Origin of the sequence: Bradyrhizobium ottawaense, from assembly GCF_900099825.1 — a bacterium.
Lineage (GTDB): Bacteria > Pseudomonadota > Alphaproteobacteria > Rhizobiales > Xanthobacteraceae > Bradyrhizobium > Bradyrhizobium ottawaense_A.
On sequence record NZ_LT629693.1, the window covers coordinates 5,563,600 to 5,589,634 of the forward strand.

Consider the following 26,035-nt stretch of genomic DNA (forward strand, 5'->3'; position numbering starts at 1 on the left):
GTCTGTTGGCTAGGCATGCGCTCGGTCGAGGACCGAGCGCGGTGAAGTGCGCTCGCTCAATTCAGTGCGTAACGGCTGGGATCCCATTTCTGCCGGCGTGCGATCATTGTGTTGAGGATGATGATCAGCTTTCGCATGCAGGCGACGAGCGCAACCTTCGGCTCCTTCCCCTTGGCAAGTAGCCGTTGATAGTAGGCCTTGAAGACAGGATTGTTCTGTGTGGCCGCGCCGAGGCACGGCATGTAGAGGGCGTTTCGGACCCAACGGCGGCCGCCCTTGATGTGGCGTTCGCCGCGGCGCTTTCCGCTATCATCGTCATAAGGGGCAACGCCTAACAACGCCGCGGCGATCTCGTCGCTCACTTGGCCAAGCTCCGGCATTCCAGCAATGAGGTTCGCTGAGCTCGTTTCGGCAAAGCCCGGCACGCTCTCGACGATCTCGGCGCGTTCGGCAAGATGAGGTGTGGCCCTGACCTGGGCCGAGATCGCGACTTCGAGCTTGGCAATTTCCTCGAGCAAGCTCTTCAAGATACGGGTCCGCGCTTTCCGAGCCTGTCCTGGTGCAGCATGCTCGTTTTGAGCTTCCAGTCGTATCTTGAGATCGACCAGATTGAGACGAGCTTTCACCAGCGCCTGCAGCTCTTCGCGCGCGGCATCGTGCACTTGGCCCGGCGCCTCGCTGAACGTCTCTGCGAACCAAGCGATCATCTCTGCATCAATCGTATCGTTCTTGGCCAGGCGTCCGGCCGACTGCGCAAAGCTGCGGACTCGCTTGGGGTCGACGATCCGTACGGCGATGCCGGCCAGACGGAGCACCTTCCCCCAATCGCGCTCATAGCCGCCGCTGGCCTCCATCACCGCCCTGTTCACCTTGTGCTTGCGAAGCCAGGCAACCAGCTTGCGATGACCCTGGGCAGTGCTCGGATACGTCTGCCGCAGCGCCAACTCGCGAATGCACGCATCGACCTTGTCCTTTGCTACATCGATGCCGACGACAACGAGACCATTTTGTGCCATCATCCACTCCCTTCCTTGCTCGGTACGGGCTCAACGGCCCTTGCAACTGTTCGGGTTGAGGAAGACACCGGAGCTGTCCCTCGCTCTCATACAGGCTCTGCCGCTTTGGGGCGTTACGGGCTCAGTTCCAGCAACGGGCGGTTCTGCTTCAACCGCCCGTTCGCACATTCTGCCAGTTTTTGCCGACACAAGGGGCGTTGGCCATCGTCGCGAACGAGGGGCGGGGAGCGGTGGACGTGAGGCAGCGACTGACGAGCGCGGCACTTGCGTACGGCGAAATCGTTTGGGTCCGACGCCCCGGTGCTGGCGTCAAGTTGGCGGAAGCGAAAGCTGAAGCTGATGATGGTGGCAAGAAAGCCGGTCACCAGGACGATCTCGTATAAGCCGTAAAGCCATTGCGCAGGGAAGGCCGGGTGTTCTCCGCTGAACCTGTATGCTCGTGTGCAGCATTCCTTGATGCACATTGCACGCGAGACCGCGGGTGCAGCGCGCATCCGGTCTTCCCTGCGCCCTCTGATTTCGAGGGCAAGGTTTTCTTGCAAAACTCCGGGCGCACCGCGCCGCGAGAATGCAGACGCTTACCCTCCCCTGGTGGGGTCCGAGACGAGCGAAGCTCGCTCGTGGGTCGACGTCGCGAACAGTGCCCGAGTGGAGAGATCACCCCACCCCGTCGAGCATTGCGCTTCGCTTCATGCTCGCCGACCCTCCCCCTCCAGGGGAGGGTGAAGCAAGGCGAGAAACGATGGCTCTACAGCATCCCCGACTCTTCCTCCTCCGCCTGCTCGATCAACGCCTCGCTGACGATCACGGTCCGTCGCGGCACGATGAAGATCATGGTCGAGGCGCAGGCGATCGAGATGACGAAGATCGCGGCCGTCAGCGGCAGCGTGGTGGTGGAGTGGCCGCCAAGATAGGCGCCGAATTGCGAGACCAGGGCGCCTACGCCCTGTTGCAGGAATCCCATGGCGCCGGAGGCGGTGCCGGCGGCTTCGGGGCGGACGCTGATGGCGCCGGCCGCGGAATTCGCCATCACGAAGGCATTGGCGACCATCACGATCATCTGGGTGCCGAACAGGATCGACGGCGCCTGGTTGATCCCGGTGACGCTCCAGACGACGTTGAGCAGGCTGCCGCCGAGCTGCAGCGCCAGTCCGAACCAGATCAGCCGTTCCAGCGCGTGGCGCGGCGCGAAACGCACGCAGAACAGATTGCCGACCAGATAGGCAAATGCCGTGGTCGCAAACCACGCGCCATATTCGGCGCTGTTGCGGCCCATCTGCGTCACCACGATGTAGGGCCCGCCGCCGGCAAAGGCGAAGATGATCTGCGACGCCAGCACCTGGCACAGCACATAGCCGATGAAGGCGCGGCTTCGGATCAGGCTGCCGACGTCGCCGCGAAAGCTGGAGCCGTCGATGCGGTTGCGGCGGGTTTCCGGCAGCATGAATGCGATCATGATCGTGATCGTCAGCGACGCCGCGGTGATCAGATAGAAGATCGCGCGCCAGCCGAACGCGGTTTCCAACAGGCCGCCGGTCAGCGGCGACAGCATCTGCGCGATCATCATGACCGCGATGACGAGGCTGATCATGGAAGAGATGCGGTCGCGGCTGTAGAGATCGCGGATGATGGCGCGGCTCACCACCATGCCGGAAGCGCCGCCGAGCGCCTGCAGGAAGCGGGCGGCGATCAGTTGTGGCAGCGTCTCGGCGAAAATGCAGGCCGCACTGGCGGCGACCATCAGGCCGATGCCGCCCAGCAGCACCGGGCGGCGGCCGAACCGGTCGGACAACGGTCCCATGATGATCTGCGAGCAGGCGATGCCGACCATAAAGAGCGACACCGTCATCTGTGCGACGGAGATGTCGCGGCCGAACGTGGTCGCCAGTACCGGCAGCGCCGGCACCAGCATGTACAGCGAGATCGGCGCCACGCCCGTCATCAGGACGAGCAGCAGCAGCATGGTCCGGGAATTCGCGGGGCCGCCTGCCTCCGTCGTAGCGCCAGGCGGCTGGCCCATCACGCCATGCATTCAGGTCTGATCCTCTGTGTGGTCAGAACTGTAGCGTTATCGCCGTGGGCGAATACGGCCGTTTCGGCATGCGGGTATGCTGATTTGGGGAGGCGAGGGACGATGTTTCGCCCTGCGCAACATATGCCGATGTCATCACCCGCGAAGGCGGGTGATCCAGTATTCCAGAGGCAGTAGTGATTCAGATCGATAGGCCGCGGCGTACTGGGTCCCCTGCCTTCGTGTTTGGTCCCGGAAGATTGGTTGGACGGAATCGGTGTAGAACGAGGCGTGGCCTTTATCAGGGAGCGCCTCGAGTCATGGAACTGAACCTGCACGCCAATGCTACGACGACGCCAAAGACGCGCGGCTACATCCAGCGCAGCAGGAAATCAGTCGTCCAATTGGCCGCGGAACTCGGGGTTAGCGAGACCACCATTCGTCGCTGGCGCGGACGAACGACGGTCGCGGACCGCTCGCATCAGCCGCGCAACCTGACGACCAGCCTGTCGGCTGTGGAAGAGAGGGCGGTTTGCGAGCTGCGGACGTCGCTGCAATTGCCGCTGGATGACATCGTCGAGGTGATGCAGCGCTGCATTAATGCCAAGCTATCCCGCAGCGCCATCCACCGCTGTCTGCAGCGAAATGGGATTAGTCGGCGTCCCAAGCCGGACAAGCCAAAGGCCGGCGTCTTCGAGACCGCCAGTGTTGGGTTCATCCATATCGACCTCAAGCATCTGCCGGCCCTGCAGCGTCGCACGAGTTATGCCTTTGTCGCCATCGATCGCGCCACTCGCTACGTCTATGTCGAGATCCACTCCAGGCGGGACAGCGAGACTGCGGCCGGCTTCCTCCAGCGCTTCCTGGCCCACTTCCCGCATGATGTTCACACCATCCTGACCGACAATGGCGCCGAGTTCACCGACCGTTTCGCCGTCGACAAGAAGAACAAGCCGCCCGGTCGGCCTTCCGGCAGTCATCCCTTTGATCGGCTCTGCAAGCAACACGGCATCGACCATCGCCTGACCAAGCCCTACCACCCGCAGACCAACGGTTTGGTCGAGCGCTTCAATCGCCGCATCGCCGAAGCCATCGGCCGCGAGGAAAAGCGCGGCAGCGCCCGCCGCACATTCGCCGACCATGCCGATCGCGACGCCTTCCTCGGCAAGTTCGTCCACGATTACAATCGAACCCGCCTCAAATGCCTTGGATACAAGGCCCCCATCCAGGCCCTCACCAATCTTCCGGGACCAAACACCTTCGCAGGGGACGACAGATCCCTAAATCACCAACAGCGCCGCCGTCGCTTCATCCAGCCACAGCTTCGTCGCGTTGTCGTCGAGATGCGGGCGCACCTCGCGGTTAACGCGGCTGTGGTAGTCGTTGAGCCATTTCAGTTCCGTCGGGCTCAACATCGCCACGTCGATCAGGCGGCGATCGATCGGCGCCAGGGTCAGCGTCTCGAAGGCGTTCACCGGCTTCTCGGCACCGACGATATCGGCGCCGACGACGAGTTCCAGGTTCTCGATCCGGATGCCGTAGGCGTCGGTCTTGTAGTAGCCGGGCTCGTTCGACAGGATCATGCCGCGCTTCAGCGGCGTGGTGCCGAGTTTCGAAATCCGCGCCGGGCCTTCGTGGACCGACAGATAGCTGCCGACGCCGTGGCCGGTGCCGTGTTCGAAATCGAGGCCGGCCTGCCAGAGATGTTGCCGCGCGAAACTGTCGAGTTGCGCGCCGGTGGTGCCGTCGGGGAAAACCGCGCGCGCAATCGCGATATGGCCGCGCAGCACGCGGGTGAAACGGTCGCGCATCTCTTCGGTCGGTTCGCCGATCGCGATGGTGCGGGTGACGTCGGTGGTGCCGTCTTCATATTGCGCGCCGGAATCGATCAGCAGCAGATCGCCGGAGACAATCCGCCGGTTGCTCTTGCGGGTGACGCGGTAATGCACGATGGCGCCGTTCGGCCCGGTACCGGCGATGGTGGGGAAAGAAACATCCTTCAGCGCGCAGGTCTGGCGGCGAAAGGTTTCCAGCGCCTCGACGGTGTCGATTTCGGTCAGCGCGCCCGAGGGCGCCTCGCGGTCGATCCAGGCGAGGAACCGCACCAGCGCCACCGCGTCGCGCTGGTGCGCGGTGCGTGTGCCCTCGATCTCGGTGAGGTTCTTCACCGCCTTCAACAGGCTGACCGGATCGTTGCCGCGCACCGGCTTGCCGCCGGCGGCCGCAATCAGGCGGCTCAGCGCATCGGCCGCGGTGGCGGTGTCGAGCGCGATGGCCGCGCCGCGTCTGGCGAGCTCCATCAGCGCCGGCGTCAGCGCCTCGGGGTCGCGGACGTCGGCGGACTGTTCGAGATGATGGCGCGACAGGTTCGACAGCTTGCGGTGATCGACGAACACGGTGGGGCGGCCTTCCTTCGGCACCAGCGCATAGGACAGGGGCAGCGGCGTATGCGAGACGTCGGCGCCGCGGATGTTGAAGGTCCAGGCCACCGCGTGACTGTCCGACAGTACCAGCGCATCGACGCCGAGCTTGTTGATCTCCAGCCGGATCCGCTTGAGCTTCTCGGCTTCGATCTCGCCGGAAAACTGCGTGCCGTGGATGGCGACCGGGCCGAGCGGCGGGGCCGGTCGCTCGGTCCAGACCTGGTCGAGCGGGTTGGTCTCCACCGCCACCAGTTCCGCGCCGGCCTTGGCGCAGGCGGCGGCGAGGCGTTCGGCTGCCGCCGAAGTGTGCAGCCAAGGGTCAAAACCGAGGCGGTCGCCGGCCGAAAGGTGCCGCCCCAGCCAGTGTTCCGGCGGCGGATCGACCAGCGGTTCGATATGCCAGGCCTTGCGGTCGACCTGTTTGGCGGCCTGCAACGTGTATCGGCCGTCGACGAATACCGCCGCCTCATGGGCGAGGGCGATGGCAAGGCCGGCCGAGCCGGTGAAGCCGGTCAGCCAGGCCAGCCGCTCTTCCGAGGGCGCTACATATTCATTCTGCTGCTGATCGGCGCGGGGAATCACGAATCCCGTCAGCTTCCGGCGCGCCAGCTCCTCGCGGAAGGCGGCCAGCCGCGCGCTCAGCGCCACGCCGCTTTCGGGCTCTTCGAATGTCTGGAAATGGGCTTCGAACATGGCCTGAACACTCTAGGGGTGGGGGGAGCGGTCCGCAATCCGATCCAGATCAACTCGATCTGGCATAATCTATGCTTGAATTTTGTGGTCCGCGTTAGATCGGACGGAACGGGTTGCGGTGCAAGCCGTTCGTCTAGGGTACAGGGGGGCTCCAGGAGTGTCTCAACTCAACGAAGAGGGGATACACGATGCCTGCTTTCACGTTTGAGAAGATTTCGCCGCCGGTCCACCGCGCTCCGATTCCGCCGATTGCGAACAAGAAGCAGCGTGGGGTCATCGTCCAGATGCTGGACCGGTTTGTCGAGGCCCGCGTCAAGCGCGGCGTGCCCGATGATAAAAGCGTGCTCGCCCGCAATCCCCACCGACCTCCCGATTAGCGGGAGGCCAATTTCATCATCTGCGAACGTGCGGGTCCGGTTCATGCCGGACCCGTTTCGTTTAGGCCCGGCGCAGTCATTTGACACGGCGCAGCAGCAGGCTGCTCCAGCCATCGATGCGCAGATGCCGCAGCGGGACCAGTCCCCGGGCACGGTACGCGGCGATGACGGCGGGCGCCTGATGCGTCAGCAGGCCCGACAGGATCACCAGCGCCGACGGCGCCAGATGCCGCGCCATCGGCGTCGCCAATTGCCGTAGCGGGTTGGCGAGGATGTTCGCCAGCACCAGGTCGAACGGACCGCGTTGCGCGAATTCGGGTGCAGCGAATCCGGTGGCGTGGATCATCTGCACGAGATGGCCGGTCCGGTTCGCCCGCGCATTCTCGCGTGCGACAACAACCGAGAGCGGGTCGATATCGCTCGCCAGAACGCCCTCCTGCAGCGCCTTGGCCGCAGCAATCGCCAGCACGCCGGTGCCGGTGCCGAGATCGAGCACGCGCCGCGGACGCCAGGCCTTCAGCACATGGTCGAGCAGCAGCAGGCAGCCCCGCGTGGTGCCGTGATGGCCGGTGCCGAACGCCAGCGCCGCCTCGATCTCGATGCCGAGCTTGTTGGGCGCGATGCGGTCGCGGTCGTGCTGGCCGTGGACGACGAAGCGGCCGGCCGGGACCGGGACCAGATCTTCCAGGGTTGCCTTGACCCAGTCCCTGGCTTCGACCGTGTCGAAAACGATGCCGCCTGCGGCCTCGGCACCGGCGGCGTTGGCCACGAGTTCGCGCACCAAAACCTGGTCGGGCGGATCGGCGAAATAGGCCGTAACGTCCCAGCGCCCCTCCGGCCGCTCGAACGCGGCGATTGCGGCTTGGCCTTCAAAAAAAATTTCAGTGAGGACGTCGACCACGCGTTTGGCGGTGGATTCGTCCCCGATCGCAAAGCCGGCGCGATGGGTGGGAGGGGTGGTGTAAGTCATTGGAAAACCGAAAAAAAGTGGAACCGAGATGGAACCGGGAGGGAACCCAAGCAGGCCGTTTGTCTCAAATTTGAGCAAATTTCATTTCGCAATATCCCGAAAAGTTACATGTGCGCCGTTATAGCAACCTTAGATTTCTGGCCGTAGTTTCACGTGCGGAACTTAGGGAACCCTCTGTTCCGAGGCACAAAAAACCGAGGTCGGAACCAGCCATGAAGTCGCTCATTTTGTCTTTCCTCAAGAACGAATCCGGTGCCACGGCCATCGAGTATGGCCTGATTGCAGCCGGCATCGCCATTGCCATCATCACCGCCGTCAAAGGCGTCGGCACCTCGCTGAGCACAACCTTTGACAGCATCAGCACCTCACTGAAATAAACGCATCATTTCGAGACATTCCAGAGACCGGACGCGGCAGCGCCCGGTCTCTTGCTGACAGCCTGTCGGCCGCTCATACAGGGGTTATTCACAGGCTTATACACCAAGGCTCCCCAGGCTCTCGCGCCGGCTTTCCCGCCCCTGCTACCGCCTTGTCCACAGCGTCTTCGAGCGCTTTTCCACACTCCATCCCCGGGATCATCCACAGCCGCCCGCGCAGTGCCGGCCGGGCCAAGACCCTATTCGATCCCTATTCGATCACCTGATCGGCGAGGACCAGCAGGCTTGGCGGAATGGTCAGCCCCAGCGCGCGGGCGGTCCTGAGGTTCACGTTCAACTCGAATTTGGTCGGGAGCTGAATCGGCAGATCACCGGGCTTCTCGCCTTTCAGGATGCGGTCGACATAGCCGGCAGCGCGGCGGAACAGGTCGCCAAGGTCCGCGCCATAGCTGAACAGGGCGCCGGCCCGGGCGATGTCGCCGTACTCGCCTATGACGGCGATGCGGCCATTCAGCCCGGCCTTGCAGATGTCATCCCCGAGCGCGGCCGTCAGGAAGTCGCGGATCACGATCATGGCGGTGCCGCCCTTGTCGGCGAGCTTGCGAAACTGCTCGGCGACCGGCGCGGTTTGCGACGGATCCAGCCCCAGTTGTACCGGTTCGATCCCCTGTTTGCGTGCGTCCTCCATGGTCCGCTCGCCCCAGGCGCGGAACATCGGGTCGGTTGCATTGTGCATCACGCCCAGGGTCTTCAGGCCAGGTAGAATCTCCTTCAGCATCTCGATGCGCTTGGCGGACATCTCTTCGCCAAAGGCCGAGAAGCCGGTCAGGCTGCCGCCGGGATGGGCGAGGCTTGAAAACAACCCGGGCTCGCTTTGCGTGGCCGGCAGCGCGACCGCGACCACGGGGATATCGGTCTTGCGAACAAGGGCGCGAGACACCGCAGGGCCCGGCGAAAGGAAGACGTCGACCGGCAGGGCCACCAATTCGGCGATCAGGGCGTGACCACGGTTGACGTCGCCGTCCGCGTTGCGAGTTTCAAGGATGATCGTGCTGCCCTCGGTGTAGCCGAGTGTTTTGAGGACTTCTCGAAACGGTAAAATGGCTCTGTCGTCTACGGCGGACGAAGCCAGCCCCACAAAGCCGACACGCGGCACGCGCCGGGTGCCCGATTCTCGTTGAGCTCGCGCTCCGAACGGCCACGCCGTTGCTGCGCCGCCAAGTATCGCTATGAAATCGCGCCTTCGCATTCGGTCCTGCTAGCTTTGAAAGACTATATCGCCTGAGATCGGATCGACGAAAGGGCGATTGCGTCATCCAAACAGCGCCCGGTGATCCCCCAAAATCACCCGCGCGGCGTTGTGGCCGGGAGCGCCGGTGACGCCGCCACCGGGATGGGCGCCGGAGCCGCAGTGGTAGAGGCCCTTCAGCGGCCCGCGATAGTCCGCATGGCCCAGCATCGGCCGCGCCGAGAACAATTGATTGAGCGTCAGCGCGCCGTGAAAGATGTCGCCGCCGAGCAGGCCGAACTGCCGCTCCAGATCGAGCGGCGACAGGATCTGGCGCCCGATCACGCTCGCCGCAAAGCCCGGCGCGTATCTGTCGACGGTAGCTATCATGAGATCGGCGACCTCCTCGCGGTGGTCGTCCCATGATTTTCCGTCCGGCAATTCCGGCGCGACATGCTGGCAGAACAGGCTCGCGACATGCTGTCCTGCGGGCGCGAGCGAGTCGTCGAGGGTCGAGGGGATCAGTACCTCGACCACGGGCTCGCGGCTCCAGCCATGGCTGCGGGCATCCTGCCAGGCGCGATCCATATAGGGGAGACTCGGTGCGAGGATGATGCCGGCGGTGAGATGATCGCCCATGCCTGATAGCGCCGAGAAGGAGGGCAGTGCGCTGAGCGCGACATTCATGCGGAACGTTCCGGAGCCGTTGCGCCAGCGTCCGATACGGTCGAGAAATTCCGGCGTCAGCGCGCCCGGCGGCATCAGCCGCGTGTACAGCAATTTCGGATTGACGCCGGATGCCACATATTTCGCGCGGATGGTTGTGCCGTTGTCGAGCACGACGCCGACCGCGCGGCCGCGCTCGACGATCACTTCGCGCACACCGGCGTCGGTTTCGATCTCGGCGCCATGGCCGCGCGCGGCACGCGCCATCGCCTGCGTGATTGCGCCCATGCCGCCGATGGCGTGGCCCCAGACGCCTTTCTTGCCGTTCACTTCGCCGAAGGCGTGGTGCAGCATCACATAGGCGGAGCCTGCGGCATACGGACTCGCATAGTTGCCGACAATGGCGTCGAAGCCGAACAGCGCCTTGACCAGATCGCTTTCAAAGCGATCGTCAAGCATCTCGCCGGCCGAGCAGGTGAACAGATCGAGCAGGTTGCGCTGGGCTTCCAGCCGCAGTGTTCGCAGAATGTTGGCGGTGCCGAGCGCGTTGACGGCCTCGCGAATGGCGCCGACGCCAAGGCCTTCGACGATGTTCGGCGGCGCGCGCAGCACGAATTGCCGCAGCACGTCGGCGATGGTCTCCAACTCGCGCGAGAACGTCTCGATACGGTCGGCATCGCGCGGGCTCAGTTTGGCGACCGACGCGCGGGTGCGGCCTTCGCCGGTCAAGAGATAGCTGCCATCGGGCGCGGGCAGGAAATTCTGGGCGCGGCGCTCGACGATCCGCAGGCCGTGATCGGCCAGTTTCAGGTCGGCGGCGATCTGCGGATTGAGCAGGCTGACGGTATAGGCCGCTACAGAATTGCGGAAGCCGGGGTGGAATTCCTCGGTGACAGCAGCGCCGCCGACCGCCTTGCGGCGCTCGACCACCTTCACGCGCAGCCCGGCCATCGCGAGATAGGCCGCACAAGTGAGGCCGTTATGCCCCGCACCGATAATGACGACGTCCGCTTCGTTCATGTTCGCTTCAAGAAGGTTTGATTAGTGTGGCGCGCGTCATTCCGGGATGGTCCGCAGGACCAGACCCGGAATCTCGATGTTCCCCGGCGGTTCGATGCTGTGCATCGCCCCGGAACGACACGTCTTATCCCGCATTGCTCGGCAAGTTGCCATATGCTCCACTCAAGGCCTCTGGCACAACCCTGCCAAAATTCCCGCCGCCGGCGCCCGCCGGGTTCTAGCCGGAGCTTTCATGACTTCTGAGCCATCTGTCGTCACGGACCAGTCGTCCGCCGCGCGAAACCGGCTGATCCTGGTGGTCTATACCGCCGCGATCTTCGTCAGTGCGCTGCTGCTGTTCTCGGTGCAACCGCTGTTTACCAAGATGGTGCTGCCACGGCTCGGCGGTTCGCCGGCGGTGTGGTCGGTGGCGATGGTGTTCTTCCAGTCGCTGCTGCTCGGCGGCTACGCCTATGCGCATTTCCTGATGCAGATCAAAAACCGCGCGATTCCGGTGGCGGTTCATCTGGTGCTGCTCGCGGTCGCGCTGCTGACACTGCCGCTGTCGATCGCAACCGGGTGGGGCGAGCCGCCGACCTCGGGTTACGCGTTCTGGCTGCTCGGCCTGTTTGCGGTCTCGATCGGGCTGCCGTTCTTTGCGCTCGCTGCCAACAACCCTCTGCTGCAGGCCTGGTTCGTTCGCACCGGTCATCCCAACGGCCCCGATCCTTATTTCCTCTACGCCTCCTCGAACATCGGCAGCTTTCTGGCGCTATTGTCCTATCCGGTGCTGCTGGAGCCGATGTTCACGCTGCGCACGCAAAACCTGATCTGGACCGGCGGCTATGGGCTGCTGATCGTCCTGATCGCGGCGTGCGGCATCCTGCTGCTGCGCTCGCCGGCCAATGCCGCCGCGTTGAACATGCCGGCCGACGACGCCAATGCGCCGGCGCCATCCTGGACGGTGCGCGCGCGCTGGATCTTCCTGGCCGCGGTGCCGTCGGGCCTCCTGATCGCCGTGACCGCGCATATCTCGACCGACGTCGCCGCCGCGCCCTTGCTGTGGGTGTTGCCGCTGTCGCTCTATCTGTTGACCTGGGTGCTGGTGTTCCAGTCACGGCCGCTGCTGCCGCACAAGTGGATGCTGCTGGCGCAGCCGCTGGCGATCGCCGGCGTGGTGATCCTGCTGGCGGTGGGCGGCGAGCAGAATCTACTGCTGACGCTGGGCGGGCATCAGCTCTGCTTCTTCGTCATCGCGATGGCCTGCCATGGCGAACTGGCGCGAACCCGGCCGGCGGCGAAATATCTCACCGGCTTCTATGTCGCGCTGTCGTTCGGCGGCATGGTCGGCGGGTTGTTTGCTGGCCTGATCGCGCCGTTCACCTTCTCCTGGGTCGCCGAATATCCGATCCTGCTGGCACTGGCGGCGTTGTGCCGTCCGTCCGGGAATGAGCGCCTGCCACGCTGGAGCGCCTGGTACTGGCCATTCCTCGCAGTGCTGGCGGTCGCATTGATCGCGCCGTCCTATTCCACCGGCAAACTGTTCAGCTGGATCGATGATCACAGGGTGTGGGTGATCGGCGCGGTCGGCGTGCTCTCGGCGTTGCTGGCGCTCGGCCTCAACGTCAGCCGCTGGAAGATTTTTGCCACCGTCGCCGTCGCCCTGCTGCTGCTGCGGGCCTATCCTTCCGACGACGGGCGGGTGGAAACCGTGCGCAGCTTCTTCGGCGTCCACAAGATCGTGGTGACGCCGAACGGGCAGTATCACGTGCTGATGCACGGCACGACGATACACGGCGCGGAAAAATTCAAGAACGACGACGGCACCCCCGTCACCGGCCGGCCCGAGGCGATCACCTATTACCACAAGGACGGCGGCATCGGTCAGGCGATCACGGCGGTGCGCGAGCGCAAGGGGGCGCCGCTGCGCGTGGCGGTGATCGGGCTCGGGTCGGGCACGCTGACCTGCGCGTCTGAGCCCGGCGAGGACTGGAAGTTTTTCGAGATCGACCAGTCGATGGTCGATACCGCGCGCGATCCGAAATACTTCACCTATATCCAGAACTGCGAGCCGAACCTGAAGCCCGTGATCGGCGATGCGCGCCTGACGTTTGCGCGGGAGCCCAACGGCATCTACGACCTGATCATCGTCGACGCCTATTCGTCGGATGCGATCCCGATTCATCTCGCGACCGAAGAGGCGATGGAAATCTATAAGGAAAAGCTGGCGCCGCAGGGCGCGGTGGTGATGCATGTTTCCAACCGGCATCTGGAACTTGCCAGCGTCATTGTCGGCATTGCCGATGCCAACGAGATGAAGAGCTGGGTCTACAGCGAGGATTCCGGCCGCGACAACGAGTACATCTTCTCGACCTCGGTCGTGGTGTCGGCGCGGGAAGAGGCCGATGTCGGCAAGCTGGCGTCGTCGGACGTGTGGGCGCTGACCGAGGCCGAAGACAACCAGCGGGTCTGGACCGACGACTATTCCAACGTACTCGGTGCGGTCTGGCGGCGGCTGCGCGACGGGGAGCAGTGAACGGCGCAGCCGTTGCAGGCAGCGCGGCCACTGTAAACGGCGTTGCCATTGTACAGGGTGCGCCTATGATTCAGCGGGCCAACCTAACAAACGGAAACCTGCTATGGCCAATTTCACACCCCTGTCGGCCGCGATCGGCGGCGTGCTGATCGGCGTTTCCGCCGTGCTGCTGATGCTGCTGACCGGCCGCATCGCCGGCATCAGCGGCATTTTCAGCGGCCTGCTCAATCTGCGCGGCGAGGACAAAGGCTGGCGCATCGCCTTCATCGCCGGGCTCATCCTGGCACCCATCATCGCCGGCTGGATCGGCTACGGGATGGCGCCGCCCAAACTGCCGGCGAACTGGGTGATCATAACAGCCGCGGGACTGCTGGTCGGCTTCGGCACCCGGCTCGGCGGTGGCTGCACCTCGGGTCACGGCATTTGCGGGATCGGGCGGTTGTCGATGCGCTCGATTGCAGCCACCATCGTCTTCATGGCGACGGCCGTGATCACGGTCGCCATCACGCATCATATTCTGGGAGGTTGAGCCATGTGGATCATTGCGCCTCTGGTGTGCGGTCTGATCTTCGGGGCGGGCCTGCTCATTTCCGGCATGGTGCAGCCGACCAAGGTTCTCGGCTTTCTCGATATCTTCGGCGCGTGGGATCCGAGCCTTGCCGTGGTGATGGCTGCGGCGCTCGCGGTTTCGGTGCCCGGCTTCATGCTGGCCAACCAGCGCCCGCGGCCATGGCTGGCCAAACAATATTTCTGGCCAAGCAAATCGGAGATCGACCTGCCGCTGGTGGCCGGCGCCGCGATGTTCGGTATTGGATGGGGCCTTGTCGGCCTGTGCCCGGGACCAGCGCTGGAAAGTCTCGCGACGCTGTCGCCCGGCGTCATCGTCTTTGTCGTCGCGATGGCCATCGGCATGGCGCTTCACGAAGTCTCGCAGAAATCGCGGCTGACCGCCCAGCGCAACAGCCCGCTTGCGAGCGCGACGGACGGATGAGGTTGCGATCGGAGTGATGCTGCGATCGCTGGGAGTGCAGTCGGCTAGTCCTGATAGGTGAACAGCCCGCGCGGCTGATATTGCGGTCGTGGTTGGTAGTAGCCCTGCGGCGCCGGAGCGTAGCCGCGGTTACCGTAATATTGCTGCTGCTGATAGGATTGAGTGTCGTAGACGCGGCGGCTCGGCGGCGCCGGATAGCGCGCTTCGTTGGAAGAGCCGTCGGCCGGATAGATGTAGCCGTCATCGGCGCGCTGCACCGGCACCGTATCGGCGCGCTGTATCGGCACTATGCGCTGTTGTGGCGTGATCACGACGGGATCGCCGGCGGATTCATATTGCTGGTCGATCTGCGGCTGTGGGTCGCGGCGCGCGACGGCGTTGTTGGTGCGCGGCTTCGGATTGCGCGCCATCGCGACCTGGGCCGAGCCGGTCAGCGTCACCGTGGTGTTGAGCACGCCTTCCTGCTGGACCAGCGCATACAGCGTCGAGGCGTTGTCGCGCGACAGCCGCACACAGCCATGCGAGGCGGGAGTGCCGAGACGGCTCACGGAATCGGTGCCGTGAATGGCATGGCCTTGCTTGGTGAAGAAGATCGAGTGCGGCATCGGCGCGTCGTCGAATTCCTTGGAGAAGTGGTCTTCTTCCATGCGGAAGGCGCGGAAACTGCCGCCCGGCGTCTCACGTGAAGGAATGCCTGACGATACCGGCCAGTGATAACGCTCGACGCCGTCGACGGCGACGGTCATCCGCTGGTTATCCTTGTCGATGGTGATGGCGACTTTGGCCTGCGCGGCGCCCGACGTCAGCAGCGTCAGTGCGGTGAAAGCAATGAGGAAGGAACGCATTTTACCTTTGGCCTCCGGGCCAGCTGCAGCACCGCTTCTCTCCGTCCCCCGGCATCCAATATGCCCGGAATCCGGCTATGTTTCCAGCAGGCTGCAACTGCATCGTTAATGCGTCCCACGGCGCAATCAAGGCGGTGCCGGGGCCGATTGGGGTCGCCGCCGCTGACTTTTTCGCGAGCGGCGAGGCAGTGGCTTCACTTCCCGGGTAGCCGCCGCGCAACTTTTTCGCCTGTCCCGCGTTGGAAAGTCCCGCTTCCCCGGTCGTAAAACGCTGGCTTCCCAAGGAACGAAGATAACGAAGATGAAGAAAATCAGGGTCAAGACGGCAGCGCTGCCTGTGGGCTTACCGGTCAGGTTCTGGCTCGCGATGGCCGCCATTGTCCTCGCGCTATCGGCGCTTCCCCATGCCGGACACGCCCAGGGCATCGTGCGCGGGGCGCAGGAAGGCTCCTACGAAGGTAACCGGGTCGCCGGCCCGGTAGGCGGCGTGGTCGGTGGTGCGGTCGGAGCCGGCGTCGGCGGCGCCATGGGCGCGGTCAAGGGCGTGTTCGGAATACCCGATAGTGGATACCGGCGCGGCTATCGCTGCCGCGGGTACTACAATCGCTACGGTCATTTCCGGTGTTATCGATAATTCAGTCGTCTGTACGCCAAGTAAGATCGTCATGCCCGGGCTTGTCCCGGGCATCCACGTCTTAGAGCAGGCGTAAGGTAAGGCGTGGATGGCCGGGCATAGGCGAGCGGAAGCGACGCCGTCCTCTGGACGGCTATGCCCGGCCATGACGGAGAAATATTCTCGGCGTCAATTCTTCAGCCGGTATCCGGTCTTGAAGATCCACCACACCAGAACCATGCAGATCGCAAGGAAGCCGAGCGTGACGCCGATGCTCAAACCGACGCTGACGTCGGCGATCTCGTAGAAGCTCCAGCGGAAACCCGAGATCAGGTAGACCACCGGATTGAGCAGCGTGATGGTGCGCCAGCCCGACGGCAGCATGTTGACCGAATAGAAGCTGCCGCCGAGGAAGGTCAGCGGCGTCACCACCAGCATCGGGATCATCTGCAGCTTTTCGAAGCCGTCGGCCCAGATGCCGATGATGAAGCCGAACAGGCTGAAAGTCACCGCCGTCAGCACCAGGAAGGTCAGCATCCACCAGGGGTGATGGATCTGCAGCGGTACGAACAGCGCCGCGGTGGCGAGAATGATCAGGCCGAGGATGATCGATTTGGTCGCGGCCGCCCCGACATAGCCGATCACGATCTCGAAATAGGAGATCGGCGCCGACAAGATTTCATAGATGGTGCCGACGAACTTCGGAAAGTAGATTCCGAACGAGGCGTTGGCGATGCTCTGGGTCAGCACCGACAGCATCACCAGCCCCGGCACGATGAAGGTGCCGTAGCTGACGCCTTCGACCTGGGTGATGCGCGAGCCGATCGCGGCGCCGAACACCACGAAATACAGCGAGGTCGACACCACAGGCGAGACGATGCTCTGCAGCAGCGTGCGCCAGGTGCGCGCCATTTCGAACAGATAGATTGCGCGGATCGCCCGGAAATTCATGGCGCCCTCACCAGGCTGACGAAGATGTCTTCAAGCGAGGATTGCCTGGTATCGAGGTCCGAGATCCGGATGCCGGCACTCCTGAGGTCGCTGAGCAGGCTGGTAATGCCGGTGCGATCGCCCTTGGTGTCATAGTCGTAGGTCACCGCGTGGCCGTCATCGGACAGTTCGAGATTGTAGGCGTCGAGCGAAGCGGGGATGGCGTCGATCTTGCTCTGCAGGTGCAGCTTCAATTCCTTTTTGCCGAGCTTCTGCATCAGGCCGGCCTTGTCCTCGACCAGGATGATCTCGCCCTTGTTGATGACGCCGATGCGGTCGGCCATCTCCTCGGCTTCCTCGATGTAATGCGTGGTCAGGATGATGGTGACGCCGGAGGCCTGGAGTGTGCGCACCACCTCCCACATGCCCTTGCGCAATTCGACGTCGACACCTGCGGTCGGTTCGTCGAGAAACAGGATCTGCGGCTCGTGCGACAGCGCTTTCGCGATCATCACGCGGCGCTTCATGCCGCCGGACAGCGTGACGATCTTGTTGTCCTTCTTGTCCCACAGCGAGAGGTCCTTCAGCACCTTCTCGATGTGGGCGGGGTTCTTCGGCTTGCCGAACAGGCCGCGGCTGAAACTGACGGTGGCCCATACCGATTCGAAGGCGTCGGTGTGCAGTTCCTGCGGCACCAGTCCGATCAGCGAGCGCGCGGCGCGATAATCCCGGTTGATGTCATGGCCGTTCACCAAGACCTGGCCTTCGCTCAGGTTGGCGATGCCGCAGATGATGCTGATCAGCGTGGTCTTGCCGGCGCCGTTCGGGCCGAGCAGCGCGAAGATTTCGCCGCGATTGATGTCCAGATTGATGCCGTTCAGCGCCTTGAAGCCGGAGCCGTAGGTTTTTGACAGATTCGAGACAGATATGATGGGGGACATGGAGAGCATGACAATATGAGTCGCAAATGCGGGAAGCGATCAAAAGGCGCGGCAGGCCTGATCTGGGGGCGAGTTTCCACAAATAGGAACTCGGATGCGGCCGCGCAAGCGCCACTCCGCCAGGAAACCGATCCGACAGCAACAGCTTGCCTTACATGAGGGCTGCCACAATTCAGTGCGGTGCAGGCTGTCTGGCCGGCAAAATCCGGGTCTGATATTTCAACGCGCCGCAAGCGCGGGCGTCTTGGTACCGGGGGTGGCATCCCCGGAGGTGTTGCGAGATTGATAGGATTTCAGGACGTCGCGAGATGTCTCGATGTTGAGGCGGCCGAACTCGCCTTCCAGGCCCTTCAATTCTCGCGCGCCGATACGGTAATCCCGGGCGCCCAGAAAAAGCAGGGACATTGTTGTCGCCCACGAAAAGCCGAGGGCTTTGAACAGTACCAGCAGCGTTTCCCGGTTGGTGTCCGACAGGGCGCGCTCGATCGCATCTTCAGGCAGCTTGCTCAGCAGGCCCATACCGATCGTGACTTCTTCAAGCCTGCGGGAGCGTGCATAGCCGGAAATGGTGTTCTCATTCAGCTTGCCCTGTCGATGCAGGGCGGTCACGGCTAGCTTCGCGATGGCGTAACTCTTCGAAGCCGGGCCGAGCTTGGACTGCAGTTCGTTCGCGACATTGGCCACCGTCGACTGAATCGGTTGGACCATATCGGGGCGTTCGCGGTGCAGCCGCTTCTTCACCTCGTCCGACGCTTTTGCGACCAACTGCTCGAAAACATGTCGTGGAATGTCGGCGCGCAGACCGAGCCGCTCGGCGAGAATGGAATCGCTCTCGGCATGCTCGATCATGTGCCGGAACCCGGCCTCAGAGAACCGCGCGCCCTCGTTGGAGGCGACGGAGGTCACGACTTCCTGGTTGCCGTGGGTCACCAGCACATCGGTGACCATCTCCACCAGGGTCTCCCGTTTCGATATCGCGAGCAGATGCATCTGGCTCTTGAGGCAGACATTGGCGACCATCGCATAAGGCTCGAGTCGCTCGGACTCCAGCAGGATGGGAGCGGCCACATTGATCGAATCATCGAAAGCGAGCTTGTGAATGACGTTGATCGGCGCGTCGTTGAAGCGGGCCAGCCGTTTTGCGAGCTGCGCGCGGGCCGCGACCTCGATCTCGTCCGCGAGCCGGCCGATCACGACGCCGAAGGTCCAGATTTCGTCTTCGCTGTAACGGCCCGCCATCATCAGATCGGTCGTATGCCACAACGCCCGCGCCCGGCTTCCCGGGGTGCCGCGCGCGACGACCTCGTCGAGATCGCTGAGAAATGGATTTACCTTGGTCATTTCTTGATAACTCTGATGAACGGACCCAACGATCGCTGGGCCGAAGGCTATTCCGGCACCTGCGAGTTTTCGGTCTAACAATTCATTCAAATGCCGCGCAGTTGGCGGGCTGTTCCGGCCGGGGCGGCCGCGAGGGGGCTACACCCGCTCCACAAAACTATCGACCACCTTCTTCTCGCCGGCCTTCTCGAACGCGATCGTCAGCTTGTTGCCGTCGACCTTCACCACATGGCCGTAGCCGAATTTCTGGTGAAACACGCGGTCGTCGAGCGAGAATTCGGAAACGGTGCCGGTGGATTTCGCGACCAGTTCGCCTTCGATCACCATCGGGCCGCGCTTGTTGCGCGCGAAACCGCCGGTCTCGCCGCGCGAGCTGCCATAGGATGACTGGGCCTCGTCGAAGCCGCCCCGCGCCTGTCCGCCGCCGCCACGATTTTTCGCGCGATTGGCCTGCGCCCGCTGCCAGCCCGGCGTCGTGTAGCTGGAGCCGAAGGATTCGACGTTGTCGAAACGCGAGGCGCCATAGCCGCCGCTGCCGCCCCAGCCGGAGCCGCCCTTGGACTCCGTGATCTCGACATTCGGCGACGGCAATTCGTCGAGGAAGCGCGACGGGATCGTGGTCGACCAGGTCCCGTGAATGCGCCGGTTGGTGGCGAAATACAATTTGGCGCGGCGGCGCGCGCGGGTCAGGCCGACATGGGCGAGGCGCCGCTCTTCCTCGAGGCCGGCGCGGCCCTGTTCGTCGAGCGTGCGCTGGCTCGGAAACAGGCCTTCTTCCCAGCCGGGCAGGAACACGTTGTCGAATTCGAGGCCCTTGGCGGAATGCAGCGTCATCAGCGACACCGCTTCCTCATCCGGCCCGCCGTCGCGGTCCATCACCAGCGAGATATGTTCGAGGAAACCCTGCAGGTTCTCGAACTCCTCCATCGAGCGCACCAGCTCCTTCAGGTTGTCCAGCCGCCCGGCGGCGTCGGCGGAGCGGTCCTTCTGCCACATGTCGGTGTAGCCGCTCTCGTCGAGCACGATTTCGGCGAGCTCGGTATGCGAGGTCACCTCGCGCCGGGCGCGCCAGCGGTCGAAATGCAGGATCAGCTCGCGCAAGGAGCCCCGCGCCTTCGGCTTCAACTCGTCGGTTTCGACCACCGCGCGCGCGGCTTCGAACAGGGGGATGCGACGCTTGCGGGCATGGTCGTGCAGCATCTGTACGGTGGCGTCGCCGAGGCCGCGCTTGGGCACGTTGACGATACGCTCGAAGGCAAGATCGTCGGCGGGCGAATTGATCACCCGCAGGTAGGCGAGCGCATCGCGGATTTCGGCCCGCTCATAGAACCTCGGACCGCCGATCACGCGGTAGGACAGGCCAAGCGTGACGAAGCGATCTTCGAACTCGCGCATCTGGAACGAGGCCCGCACCAGGATCGCGATCTCGTTGAGATTCTCGCCCGATCGCTGCAGATCCTCGATCTCCTCGCCGATGGCGCGGGCTTCCTCTTCCGAGTCCCAGGAGCCGGTCACGGTGACCTTTTCGCCGTCGACATCCTCGGTGCGCAGCGTCTTGCCGAGCCGGCCTTCGTTGTGCGCGATCAGGTGCGAGGCGGCGGCGAGAATGTGGCCGGTGGAGCGGTAATTGCGTTCCAGGCGGATAACCTTGGCGCCGGGAAAATCGTGATCGAAGCGCAGGATGTTGTCGACCTCGGCGCCGCGCCAGCCGTAGATCGACTGGTCGTCGTCGCCGACGCAGCAGATGTTCTTGAGGGGGGCCTGCGGAGGGGATGTCATTCCGGGATGGTCCGGAGGACCAGACCCGGAAGCTGGGGATGAGCCTTCTCCATCTCGACCTTCCGTGTTCACGCCTTCGGCGTGCCCTGGAATGACGGGCGAGGCAGCATTCTCCGCGACAACTGCAGTATCTGTCGCACCCGGAATAATCGCCGAAAGCGGCACACCGGCACGCGACGGCGCCTGCGACAGCAGCCGCAGCCACAGATATTGCGCGACGTTGGTGTCCTGATATTCGTCGACCAGAATGAACTTGAACCGGTTCTGGTACTGCCGGAGCACGTCGGGATGCTCGCGGAACAGGCGGATATTCTCCAGCAGCAGATCGCCGAAATCGGCGGCGTTGAGGATCTTCAGCCGCTCCTGATAGCTGGCGTAGAGCTTGCCGCCCTTGCCGTTGCCGAACACCGCGGCCTCGCCGGCGGGAACCTGCGCGGGCGTCAGTCCGCGGTTTTTCCAGCCGTCGATCAATCCGGCCAGCATGCGCGCCGGCCAGCGCTTGTCGTCGATGTTTTCGGCTTGCAATAGCTGTTTGAGCAGCCGGACCTGGTCGTCGACGTCGAGCACGGTGAAATTGGACTTGAGCTGCACCAGTTCGGCATGGATGCGCAGGATGCGGCCGCCGATCGAATGGAAGGTGCCGAGCCACGGCATGCCTTCCACGGCCTGGCCGAGCATCTGGCCGAGGCGGAGCTTCATCTCGCGCGCCGCCTTGTTGGTGAAGGTCACCGACAGGATCTCGTGCGGCCGGGCCCGGCCCTGGCTCAGGATGTGGGCGATGCGGGTGGTCAGCACCCGGGTCTTGCCGGTGCCGGCGCCGGCCAGCACCAGAACCGGTCCGTCCAATGAGACCACCGCCTCGCGCTGCTCCGGATTGAGGCCGGTGAGATATTGCGGACCGGCCGCCGCCCGCGCACGCGCAGCGATGCCGCCAGCCGCAGGCTGGTGCTCGGGGACGCCGTGATGAGGCAGTTTGCTCGGCTCGGTCATTCGCGAATCGTGTTGTCCCCACGATGGCACCGTGGGGCGATGAAGGGGAGCCTTCATAACAGGGATTACGGGCCATATAGGGCCTGATCGGCCGTTTTGACAGGTTTTATCCCAGCGTTCTTGAAGGCTGGCTTTCGAGCGGCCTCACGGTTTGGTTCCGCGCGAATCGTCAAATTTCGGGGTTTCGCCGCCAGGAACCTTCGTTCCCGGCCTGGATTATTTCTGCAGCCGATGAGCGACGGTTTCGGTCGCTGCCATCGCAGGAGAAACCGACAACAGAGGTCCTGTCATGCTGAGCTGGGTTGTAACGTTTTTGGTCGTCGCACTGATCGCGGGCATTTTGGGCTTCGGCGGCATCGCCGGCGTCTCCATCGAAATCGCCAAGACGATCTTCTTCATCGCCGTGATCCTGTTCCTGGTCTCGGCCGTGGTTGGGCTGGCGCGCGGGCGCAGCCGGGTCTAGCGATCTATTTCGAGGGCATCGCGACCTTGCGTCCGGTGCCCTCGGGCTGTGGGACGGCCGCGTGGCTATCCACCACAGCCTGGATGCGGGCGCGGATGTCGGGCGGGAAGGGCGCGACCTTTCGCGCATTCATGTCGATATGAACGGTCATGTTCTCCGACGTGGCCGAGATCCAGCCTTCGGTGGCGTGCCGCAGTTCCTCAAACGTGTGGATGCGCTTTTCATCGGCGGCCAGCAGATAGACCGAGACCTGCACGGGATTGCCGAGGTGAATCTCGCGCAGATAGCGCACATGGCATTCGGCGGTGAAGGTCGAGCCGTGGCGCTCCTTCATGTAGCCGGGTCCGATCCCGAGCTGCAGCCACATCTCGTCGATCGCACGGTCCATCATCACATTGTAATAGGCCATGTTGAGATGGCCGTTATAGTCGATCCATTGCGGCTCGATCTGCATCACCGATGACAGGAACGGCGCCGGCGGCAACGGCATATCCTTCAAGCGGTTCCTGGTGGCGGCATCCGTCGTCATCATCCATCCCTTTGTTCTCTTGACCCCCTTTATATCCTTTGCCACGGTCGTCTCAAAGCCGGGAGGAATTTTGCGTGGCGATGACGATTTCGAACAATCCGACGCGGCCGGAGCCGCAGGCGCTGGCGAGTGCGATTGAGGCGCTGGCGGCGCGGTTCGGCAACCGGTTGATTACCTCGCAAGCGGTGCGCGAACAGCATGCCCATACCACCACCTGGCTGCCGACCCAGCCGCCGGACGCGGTGGTAATGGCGCAGGAAACCGCGGACATCCAGGACGTGGTGCGGATCTGTTCCAAGCACAGCGTTCCCGTCATCGCCTTCGGCACCGGCACCTCGCTGGAGGGCCAGGTCAATGCGCCCGCCGGCGGCATCTGCATCGACCTGCGCGACATGAACAAGGTGCTGGAAGTGCACGCCGACGATCTGGACTGCGTGATCCAGCCCGGCGTTACCCGCAAGGCGCTGAACGAGCATCTGCGCGACCAGGGTGTTTTCTTTCCGATCGATCCCGGCGCCGACGCCTCGCTCGGCGGCATGGCGTCGACCCGTGCGTCCGGCACCAACGCGGTCCGCTACGGCACCATGCGCGACAACGTGCTGGCACTCAAAGTGGTGCGCGGCGACGGCGAGATCATCACGACGGGGACGCGGGCGAAGAAATCCTCCGCCGGTTACGACCTGACGCATCTGTTCGTCGGCGCCGAAGGAACGCTGGGCATCATCTCCGAACTGACGATCAAGTTGCGTGGCATTCCCGACACCATCGCGGCCGCCGCCTGTTCGTTCGAGACCGTGCGCGGTGCCTGCCAGGCGACGATTTTGGCGATCCAGACCGGCATTCCCGTCGCGCGTATCGAACTGCTCAATGCCGAGCAGGTGCGCGCCTGCAATGCCTATTCGAAACTGACCCTGCCGGAGACGCCGCTGTTGCTGTTGGAATTTCACGGCAGCGCCAATGATGTTGCCGAGCAATCGAAAAACTTCAAGGAAATCGCCGGCGAATGCGGCGGCGGCGATTTCACCTGGACCACCAGGCCGGAAGATCGCACCAAGCTCTGGCAGGCGCGGCACGACGCCTACTGGTCGGTGAAGGCGCTGCGTCCCGGCGCCGGCGTGGTCGCGACCGACGTCTGCGTCCCGATCTCGCGGCTGGCCGATTGCGTCACCGAGACCGAGGAAGACCTGAAACGGCTCAACCTGCTGTCGCCGATCGTCGGCCATGTCGGCGACGGCAACTTCCACTGCTCGCTGGTCTGCGACGTCGACGATGCCGACGAAATGGCCCGCGGCGAGGAGTTCATGCATCGCTTGGTCGAGCGCGCGCAGTCGATGGGGGGCACCTGTACCGGCGAGCACGGCATCGGCCAGGGCAAGCAGAAATACCTCAAGGCCGAACTCGGCCCCGAGGCGATCGACGCCATGCGCGCGCTGAAGCAGGCGCTCGACCCGCAGAACATCTTCAATCCCGGCAAGATCGTGCCGGCGGTTTAGCTCGCCGGTTGGGTCTTGCCGGCCAGCGCATGGATTGCCTGGTCGACGCTGTGGAAGATGCAGCCCTTCGGCAGCACGTCGTAAATCCCGAAGCGCGCGAACGCTTCCTGCGCCCGCGTCGATTCGAGCCGGGCCATGGCGACGGTGACGCCATCCTCGCCACATTGCTTGATGAGATCGAGCAGGATCTGCGCGGCGGTGAAGTCGATCTCCAGGATGCCGCTGGCTTCCAGCACCAGCAACCGCGGCTTTGGCGTCGAGGTCCTGATGACGTGCAGCACGTCGGACCGGAAATTCGAGGCGTTGAGAAACGACAGCGGCGCCTGCAGGCCGACCACGGCGACATCGGGGCTGCGTTCGCCGGGCATGTGCGGATTGGCCGGCCACCAGATCGTGGTATCCGGCACGCGATCGAACTGAACCAGGCGTGCGCGTGTCGTGCTCCAGATTCCGTGCAGCAGCGATAGCGCGATGCCGACGGCGACGCCCTGTTCGATCGGCAGCACGATGATCGCGGCTGCCGTCGCCACGATAAGCAGGAATTCGCCGAACGACTGGCGATAGATCGTGACGATCTGGCCGAGGCGAATGATCCGCAGCGCCACGAACAGCAGCACGCCGCCGAGGGCGGCTTCCGGCACGTGCTGCAACAGCGTGGCGCCGAATGCCAGCAGCGCCAGCACGATCGTGGCGGCGAACAGCCCGGAGATCTGGGTTCGTCCGCCGGTCTCCGACACGATGCCGGTCCGTGGTGGACTGGCGTTGACCGGAAACGCGCCGAACAGGCCGGCAAGGATACTGCCGGCTCCGGCACCGAGAAAATCACGATCGACGTCGGCCGGCTTGTCCGGATCGGAAGGGAAGGAGCGCGTGGTCGCTGCGGTCTGCACCATCACCACGATGGCGATCAGGAACGCCAGCGGGACCAGCTTCACCCAACGCTCGGGCGCGAGTTCGGGAAGCGACGGCGTCGGCAGCGTGCCCGGCACGACGCCGACCACGCTGACGCCCTTGCTTTCGAGATGGCCCAGGATCACCGCCGCCGTCGCCGCGATCAGGCCGATCAGCGCGCCGGGAATTCGCGCACTGATCTTCTCCGATCCGGCGACGACGGCGAGCACGCCGAAGCCGATGATGAGCGTGTAGAGGTTGCTTTCGCCGAGATGCTGCGCAAGGGCCGCGATCTTATCCAGCGTCGGCCCTTTCGGCGATGGCAGTCCGAGCACGCCGGGCATTTGCGAGACCAGGATGTGCACGGAAATGCCGGCGAGGAAGCCGACCGTTACCGGCGTCGAGAGCAGATTGGCGATCCAGCCAAGACGAAAAAGGCTGCCGACGACGAGAATGACGCCGACCAGCAGCGCCAGCGCGATGGCGAGCGCCTGATAGTCAGGCGAGCCGGATGTCGCCAGCAGTGCCAGGCCGCCGGCGAAGATCGGCGTGATGGTGGAATCCGCGCCGCAGGACAGGAAGCGGTTGCCGCCGAGCATGGCAAAGCCCAGCGAACCCGCGATGAACGCGAAGAAGCCGATCTGCGGCGAGAAACCGCCGAGCCGTGCGGTGGCCATCTGTTCGGGGATCGCGATCGCGGCCAGGGTCAGGCCCGCGATCAGGTCGCCCGGCAGGTCGCTCGGGCGGAACGACGCCAGCGAACGGAACACCGGCCAGCTGGTTTTGGTAAGTGTGCTCTCGGTCATCAAGTCAGGCTCTCTGCGCAGCAGCAAGTCGGGCAACCTTCCAATATCGCGCGCCGAAAAGCCAGCTTTGTGCAAGGCTTCCTTTATGCAGACTTCGCCAGACGTCTATTGCGCGTGCGAACAGGAT

22 protein-coding genes and 1 pseudogene are annotated in these 26,035 nt (G+C 63.9%); 9 read left to right on the forward strand and 14 right to left on the reverse strand.

What is annotated here, in order from left to right; all coding sequences use genetic code 11:
- Positions 1-56 precede the first annotated feature (56 nt).
- The 3 genes from BLR13_RS25950 to BLR13_RS25960 form a co-directional block, all read right to left on the reverse strand.
- Entirely contained in the window at positions 57-1,019 is a 963-nt protein-coding gene (locus BLR13_RS25950) for an IS110 family transposase (protein ID WP_091976312.1), read from the reverse strand.
- 110 nt (positions 1,020-1,129) lie between these two features.
- Positions 1,130-1,510 carry a hypothetical protein gene (locus tag BLR13_RS25955; protein ID WP_074817998.1) on the reverse strand — a complete coding sequence of 127 codons (381 nt, stop codon included), beginning with the start codon at positions 1,508-1,510 and terminating at the stop codon, positions 1,130-1,132.
- 254 nt (positions 1,511-1,764) lie between these two features.
- Positions 1,765-3,048, reverse strand: coding sequence for a multidrug effflux MFS transporter (locus BLR13_RS25960; RefSeq protein WP_074817995.1), 1,284 nt, complete (start codon positions 3,046-3,048; stop codon positions 1,765-1,767).
- Between the two features lie 299 nt (positions 3,049-3,347).
- Between BLR13_RS25960 and BLR13_RS42620 the strand changes: the two are divergent.
- Positions 3,348-4,199 (forward strand): annotated as a pseudogene (locus tag BLR13_RS42620) (DDE-type integrase/transposase/recombinase); the annotation flags it as partial.
- A 108-nt stretch (positions 4,200-4,307) separates the two neighbouring features.
- Here the strand turns inward: BLR13_RS42620 and BLR13_RS25970 are convergent.
- Entirely contained in the window at positions 4,308-6,143 is a 1,836-nt protein-coding gene (locus BLR13_RS25970; protein ID WP_074817993.1) for an aminopeptidase P family protein, read from the reverse strand.
- A gap of 188 nt (positions 6,144-6,331) precedes the next feature.
- On the opposite strand from BLR13_RS25970, the gene BLR13_RS25975 reads away from it, so the two are divergent.
- On the forward strand, positions 6,332-6,520 hold the full coding sequence (locus BLR13_RS25975; RefSeq protein ID WP_074817992.1) for a hypothetical protein: 189 nt from the start codon (positions 6,332-6,334) through the stop codon (positions 6,518-6,520).
- 76 nt (positions 6,521-6,596) lie between these two features.
- Here BLR13_RS25975 and BLR13_RS25980 read toward each other — a convergent pair whose 3' ends face one another.
- Complete coding sequence (locus BLR13_RS25980; RefSeq protein ID WP_074831107.1) at positions 6,597-7,490, reverse strand: 50S ribosomal protein L11 methyltransferase; 894 nt, start codon at positions 7,488-7,490, stop codon at positions 6,597-6,599.
- 212 nt (positions 7,491-7,702) lie between these two features.
- On the opposite strand from BLR13_RS25980, the gene BLR13_RS25985 reads away from it, so the two are divergent.
- A complete protein-coding gene (locus BLR13_RS25985; protein WP_074817990.1) occupies positions 7,703-7,867 on the forward strand; it encodes a Flp family type IVb pilin in 165 nt (54 codons plus the stop codon).
- A 250-nt stretch (positions 7,868-8,117) separates the two neighbouring features.
- On the opposite strand, the gene BLR13_RS25990 is transcribed toward BLR13_RS25985, so the two are convergent.
- Together BLR13_RS25990 and BLR13_RS25995 are read right to left on the reverse strand one after the other, a co-directional pair.
- Positions 8,118-9,023: an ABC transporter substrate-binding protein gene (locus tag BLR13_RS25990; protein ID WP_074817989.1), complete on the reverse strand. Its 906-nt coding sequence runs from the start codon at positions 9,021-9,023 to the stop codon at positions 8,118-8,120.
- Between the two features lie 156 nt (positions 9,024-9,179).
- Positions 9,180-10,781, reverse strand: a complete 1,602-nt coding sequence (locus BLR13_RS25995; protein ID WP_074817987.1) for a phytoene desaturase family protein — start codon at positions 10,779-10,781, stop codon at positions 9,180-9,182.
- Between the two features lie 232 nt (positions 10,782-11,013).
- On the opposite strand from BLR13_RS25995, the gene BLR13_RS26000 reads away from it, so the two are divergent.
- The 3 genes from BLR13_RS26000 to BLR13_RS26010 all read left to right on the forward strand — a co-directional run bounded on the left by BLR13_RS26000 (position 11,014) and on the right by BLR13_RS26010 (position 14,287).
- Complete coding sequence (locus tag BLR13_RS26000; RefSeq protein WP_074817986.1) at positions 11,014-13,296, forward strand: fused MFS/spermidine synthase; 2,283 nt, start codon at positions 11,014-11,016, stop codon at positions 13,294-13,296.
- A gap of 103 nt (positions 13,297-13,399) precedes the next feature.
- Complete coding sequence (locus tag BLR13_RS26005) at positions 13,400-13,825, forward strand: YeeE/YedE family protein (RefSeq protein ID WP_074817984.1); 426 nt, start codon at positions 13,400-13,402, stop codon at positions 13,823-13,825.
- A 3-nt stretch (positions 13,826-13,828) separates the two neighbouring features.
- On the forward strand, positions 13,829-14,287 hold the full coding sequence (locus BLR13_RS26010) for a DUF6691 family protein (protein WP_074817982.1): 459 nt from the start codon (positions 13,829-13,831) through the stop codon (positions 14,285-14,287).
- 44 nt (positions 14,288-14,331) lie between these two features.
- Here the strand turns inward: BLR13_RS26010 and BLR13_RS26015 are convergent, their stop codons facing one another.
- On the reverse strand, positions 14,332-15,132 hold the full coding sequence (locus BLR13_RS26015) for a L,D-transpeptidase (RefSeq protein WP_074817980.1): 801 nt from the start codon (positions 15,130-15,132) through the stop codon (positions 14,332-14,334).
- A 301-nt stretch (positions 15,133-15,433) separates the two neighbouring features.
- On the opposite strand from BLR13_RS26015, the gene BLR13_RS26020 reads away from it, so the two are divergent.
- Positions 15,434-15,766, forward strand: coding sequence for a hypothetical protein (locus BLR13_RS26020; RefSeq protein WP_074817978.1), 333 nt, complete (start codon positions 15,434-15,436; stop codon positions 15,764-15,766).
- A gap of 168 nt (positions 15,767-15,934) precedes the next feature.
- Here the strand turns inward: BLR13_RS26020 and BLR13_RS26025 are convergent, their stop codons facing one another.
- From BLR13_RS26025 to BLR13_RS26040, 4 genes are all read right to left on the reverse strand, one after another.
- Positions 15,935-16,696, reverse strand: coding sequence for an ABC transporter permease (locus BLR13_RS26025; RefSeq protein WP_074817976.1), 762 nt, complete (start codon positions 16,694-16,696; stop codon positions 15,935-15,937).
- A complete protein-coding gene (locus tag BLR13_RS26030; RefSeq protein ID WP_074831106.1) occupies positions 16,693-17,616 on the reverse strand; it encodes an ABC transporter ATP-binding protein in 924 nt (307 codons plus the stop codon). The genes BLR13_RS26025 and BLR13_RS26030 overlap by 4 nt, the downstream gene beginning before the upstream one ends.
- Before the next feature lie 219 nt (positions 17,617-17,835).
- On the reverse strand, positions 17,836-18,957 hold the full coding sequence (locus BLR13_RS26035) for a DUF2336 domain-containing protein (protein WP_074817974.1): 1,122 nt from the start codon (positions 18,955-18,957) through the stop codon (positions 17,836-17,838).
- Between the two features lie 138 nt (positions 18,958-19,095).
- Positions 19,096-21,726, reverse strand: a complete 2,631-nt coding sequence (locus BLR13_RS26040) for an ATP-dependent helicase (RefSeq protein ID WP_074817972.1) — start codon at positions 21,724-21,726, stop codon at positions 19,096-19,098.
- A gap of 289 nt (positions 21,727-22,015) precedes the next feature.
- Between BLR13_RS26040 and BLR13_RS26045 the strand changes: the two genes are divergently transcribed.
- Entirely contained in the window at positions 22,016-22,189 is a 174-nt protein-coding gene (locus BLR13_RS26045) for a DUF1328 domain-containing protein (protein WP_074817970.1), read from the forward strand.
- 4 nt (positions 22,190-22,193) lie between these two features.
- On the opposite strand, the gene BLR13_RS26050 is transcribed toward BLR13_RS26045, so the two are convergent.
- Complete coding sequence (locus BLR13_RS26050) at positions 22,194-22,679, reverse strand: thioesterase family protein (protein ID WP_074831104.1); 486 nt, start codon at positions 22,677-22,679, stop codon at positions 22,194-22,196.
- A gap of 113 nt (positions 22,680-22,792) precedes the next feature.
- On the opposite strand from BLR13_RS26050, the gene BLR13_RS26055 reads away from it, so the two are divergent.
- Positions 22,793-24,211: an FAD-binding oxidoreductase gene (locus BLR13_RS26055; protein ID WP_091976751.1), complete on the forward strand. Its 1,419-nt coding sequence runs from the start codon at positions 22,793-22,795 to the stop codon at positions 24,209-24,211.
- Here the strand turns inward: BLR13_RS26055 and BLR13_RS26060 are convergent.
- Positions 24,208-25,908 (reverse strand): SulP family inorganic anion transporter, encoded by a 1,701-nt coding sequence (locus BLR13_RS26060; RefSeq protein ID WP_074817965.1) that lies wholly within the window; start codon positions 25,906-25,908, stop codon positions 24,208-24,210. The genes BLR13_RS26055 and BLR13_RS26060 overlap by 4 nt on opposite strands.
- Between the last annotated feature and the right edge of the window lie 127 nt (positions 25,909-26,035).

What these genes read in the sequence shown, in the direction of transcription:
- BLR13_RS25950 (WP_091976312.1), bottom strand. Translation starts at nt 1,019, where the DNA reads ATGATGGCACAAAATGGTCTCGTTGTCGTCGGCATCGATGTAGCAAAG.
- BLR13_RS25955 (WP_074817998.1), bottom strand. Translation starts at nt 1,510, where the DNA reads ATGCGCGCTGCACCCGCGGTCTCGCGTGCAATGTGCATCAAGGAATGC.
- BLR13_RS25960 (WP_074817995.1), bottom strand. Translation starts at nt 3,048, where the DNA reads ATGCATGGCGTGATGGGCCAGCCGCCTGGCGCTACGACGGAGGCAGGC.
- BLR13_RS25970 (WP_074817993.1), bottom strand. Translation starts at nt 6,143, where the DNA reads ATGTTCGAAGCCCATTTCCAGACATTCGAAGAGCCCGAAAGCGGCGTG.
- BLR13_RS25975 (WP_074817992.1), top strand. Translation starts at nt 6,332, where the DNA reads ATGCCTGCTTTCACGTTTGAGAAGATTTCGCCGCCGGTCCACCGCGCT.
- BLR13_RS25980 (WP_074831107.1), bottom strand. Translation starts at nt 7,490, where the DNA reads ATGACTTACACCACCCCTCCCACCCATCGCGCCGGCTTTGCGATCGGG.
- BLR13_RS25985 (WP_074817990.1), top strand. Translation starts at nt 7,703, where the DNA reads ATGAAGTCGCTCATTTTGTCTTTCCTCAAGAACGAATCCGGTGCCACG.
- BLR13_RS25995 (WP_074817987.1), bottom strand. Translation starts at nt 10,781, where the DNA reads ATGAACGAAGCGGACGTCGTCATTATCGGTGCGGGGCATAACGGCCTC.
- BLR13_RS26000 (WP_074817986.1), top strand. Translation starts at nt 11,014, where the DNA reads ATGACTTCTGAGCCATCTGTCGTCACGGACCAGTCGTCCGCCGCGCGA.
- BLR13_RS26005 (WP_074817984.1), top strand. Translation starts at nt 13,400, where the DNA reads ATGGCCAATTTCACACCCCTGTCGGCCGCGATCGGCGGCGTGCTGATC.
- BLR13_RS26010 (WP_074817982.1), top strand. Translation starts at nt 13,829, where the DNA reads ATGTGGATCATTGCGCCTCTGGTGTGCGGTCTGATCTTCGGGGCGGGC.
- BLR13_RS26015 (WP_074817980.1), bottom strand. Translation starts at nt 15,132, where the DNA reads ATGCGTTCCTTCCTCATTGCTTTCACCGCACTGACGCTGCTGACGTCG.
- BLR13_RS26020 (WP_074817978.1), top strand. Translation starts at nt 15,434, where the DNA reads ATGAAGAAAATCAGGGTCAAGACGGCAGCGCTGCCTGTGGGCTTACCG.
- BLR13_RS26025 (WP_074817976.1), bottom strand. Translation starts at nt 16,696, where the DNA reads ATGAATTTCCGGGCGATCCGCGCAATCTATCTGTTCGAAATGGCGCGC.
- BLR13_RS26030 (WP_074831106.1), bottom strand. Translation starts at nt 17,616, where the DNA reads ATGTCCCCCATCATATCTGTCTCGAATCTGTCAAAAACCTACGGCTCC.
- BLR13_RS26035 (WP_074817974.1), bottom strand. Translation starts at nt 18,957, where the DNA reads ATGACCAAGGTAAATCCATTTCTCAGCGATCTCGACGAGGTCGTCGCG.
- BLR13_RS26040 (WP_074817972.1), bottom strand. Translation starts at nt 21,726, where the DNA reads ATGACCGAGCCGAGCAAACTGCCTCATCACGGCGTCCCCGAGCACCAG.
- BLR13_RS26045 (WP_074817970.1), top strand. Translation starts at nt 22,016, where the DNA reads ATGCTGAGCTGGGTTGTAACGTTTTTGGTCGTCGCACTGATCGCGGGC.
- BLR13_RS26050 (WP_074831104.1), bottom strand. Translation starts at nt 22,679, where the DNA reads ATGCCGTTGCCGCCGGCGCCGTTCCTGTCATCGGTGATGCAGATCGAG.
- BLR13_RS26060 (WP_074817965.1), bottom strand. Translation starts at nt 25,908, where the DNA reads ATGACCGAGAGCACACTTACCAAAACCAGCTGGCCGGTGTTCCGTTCG.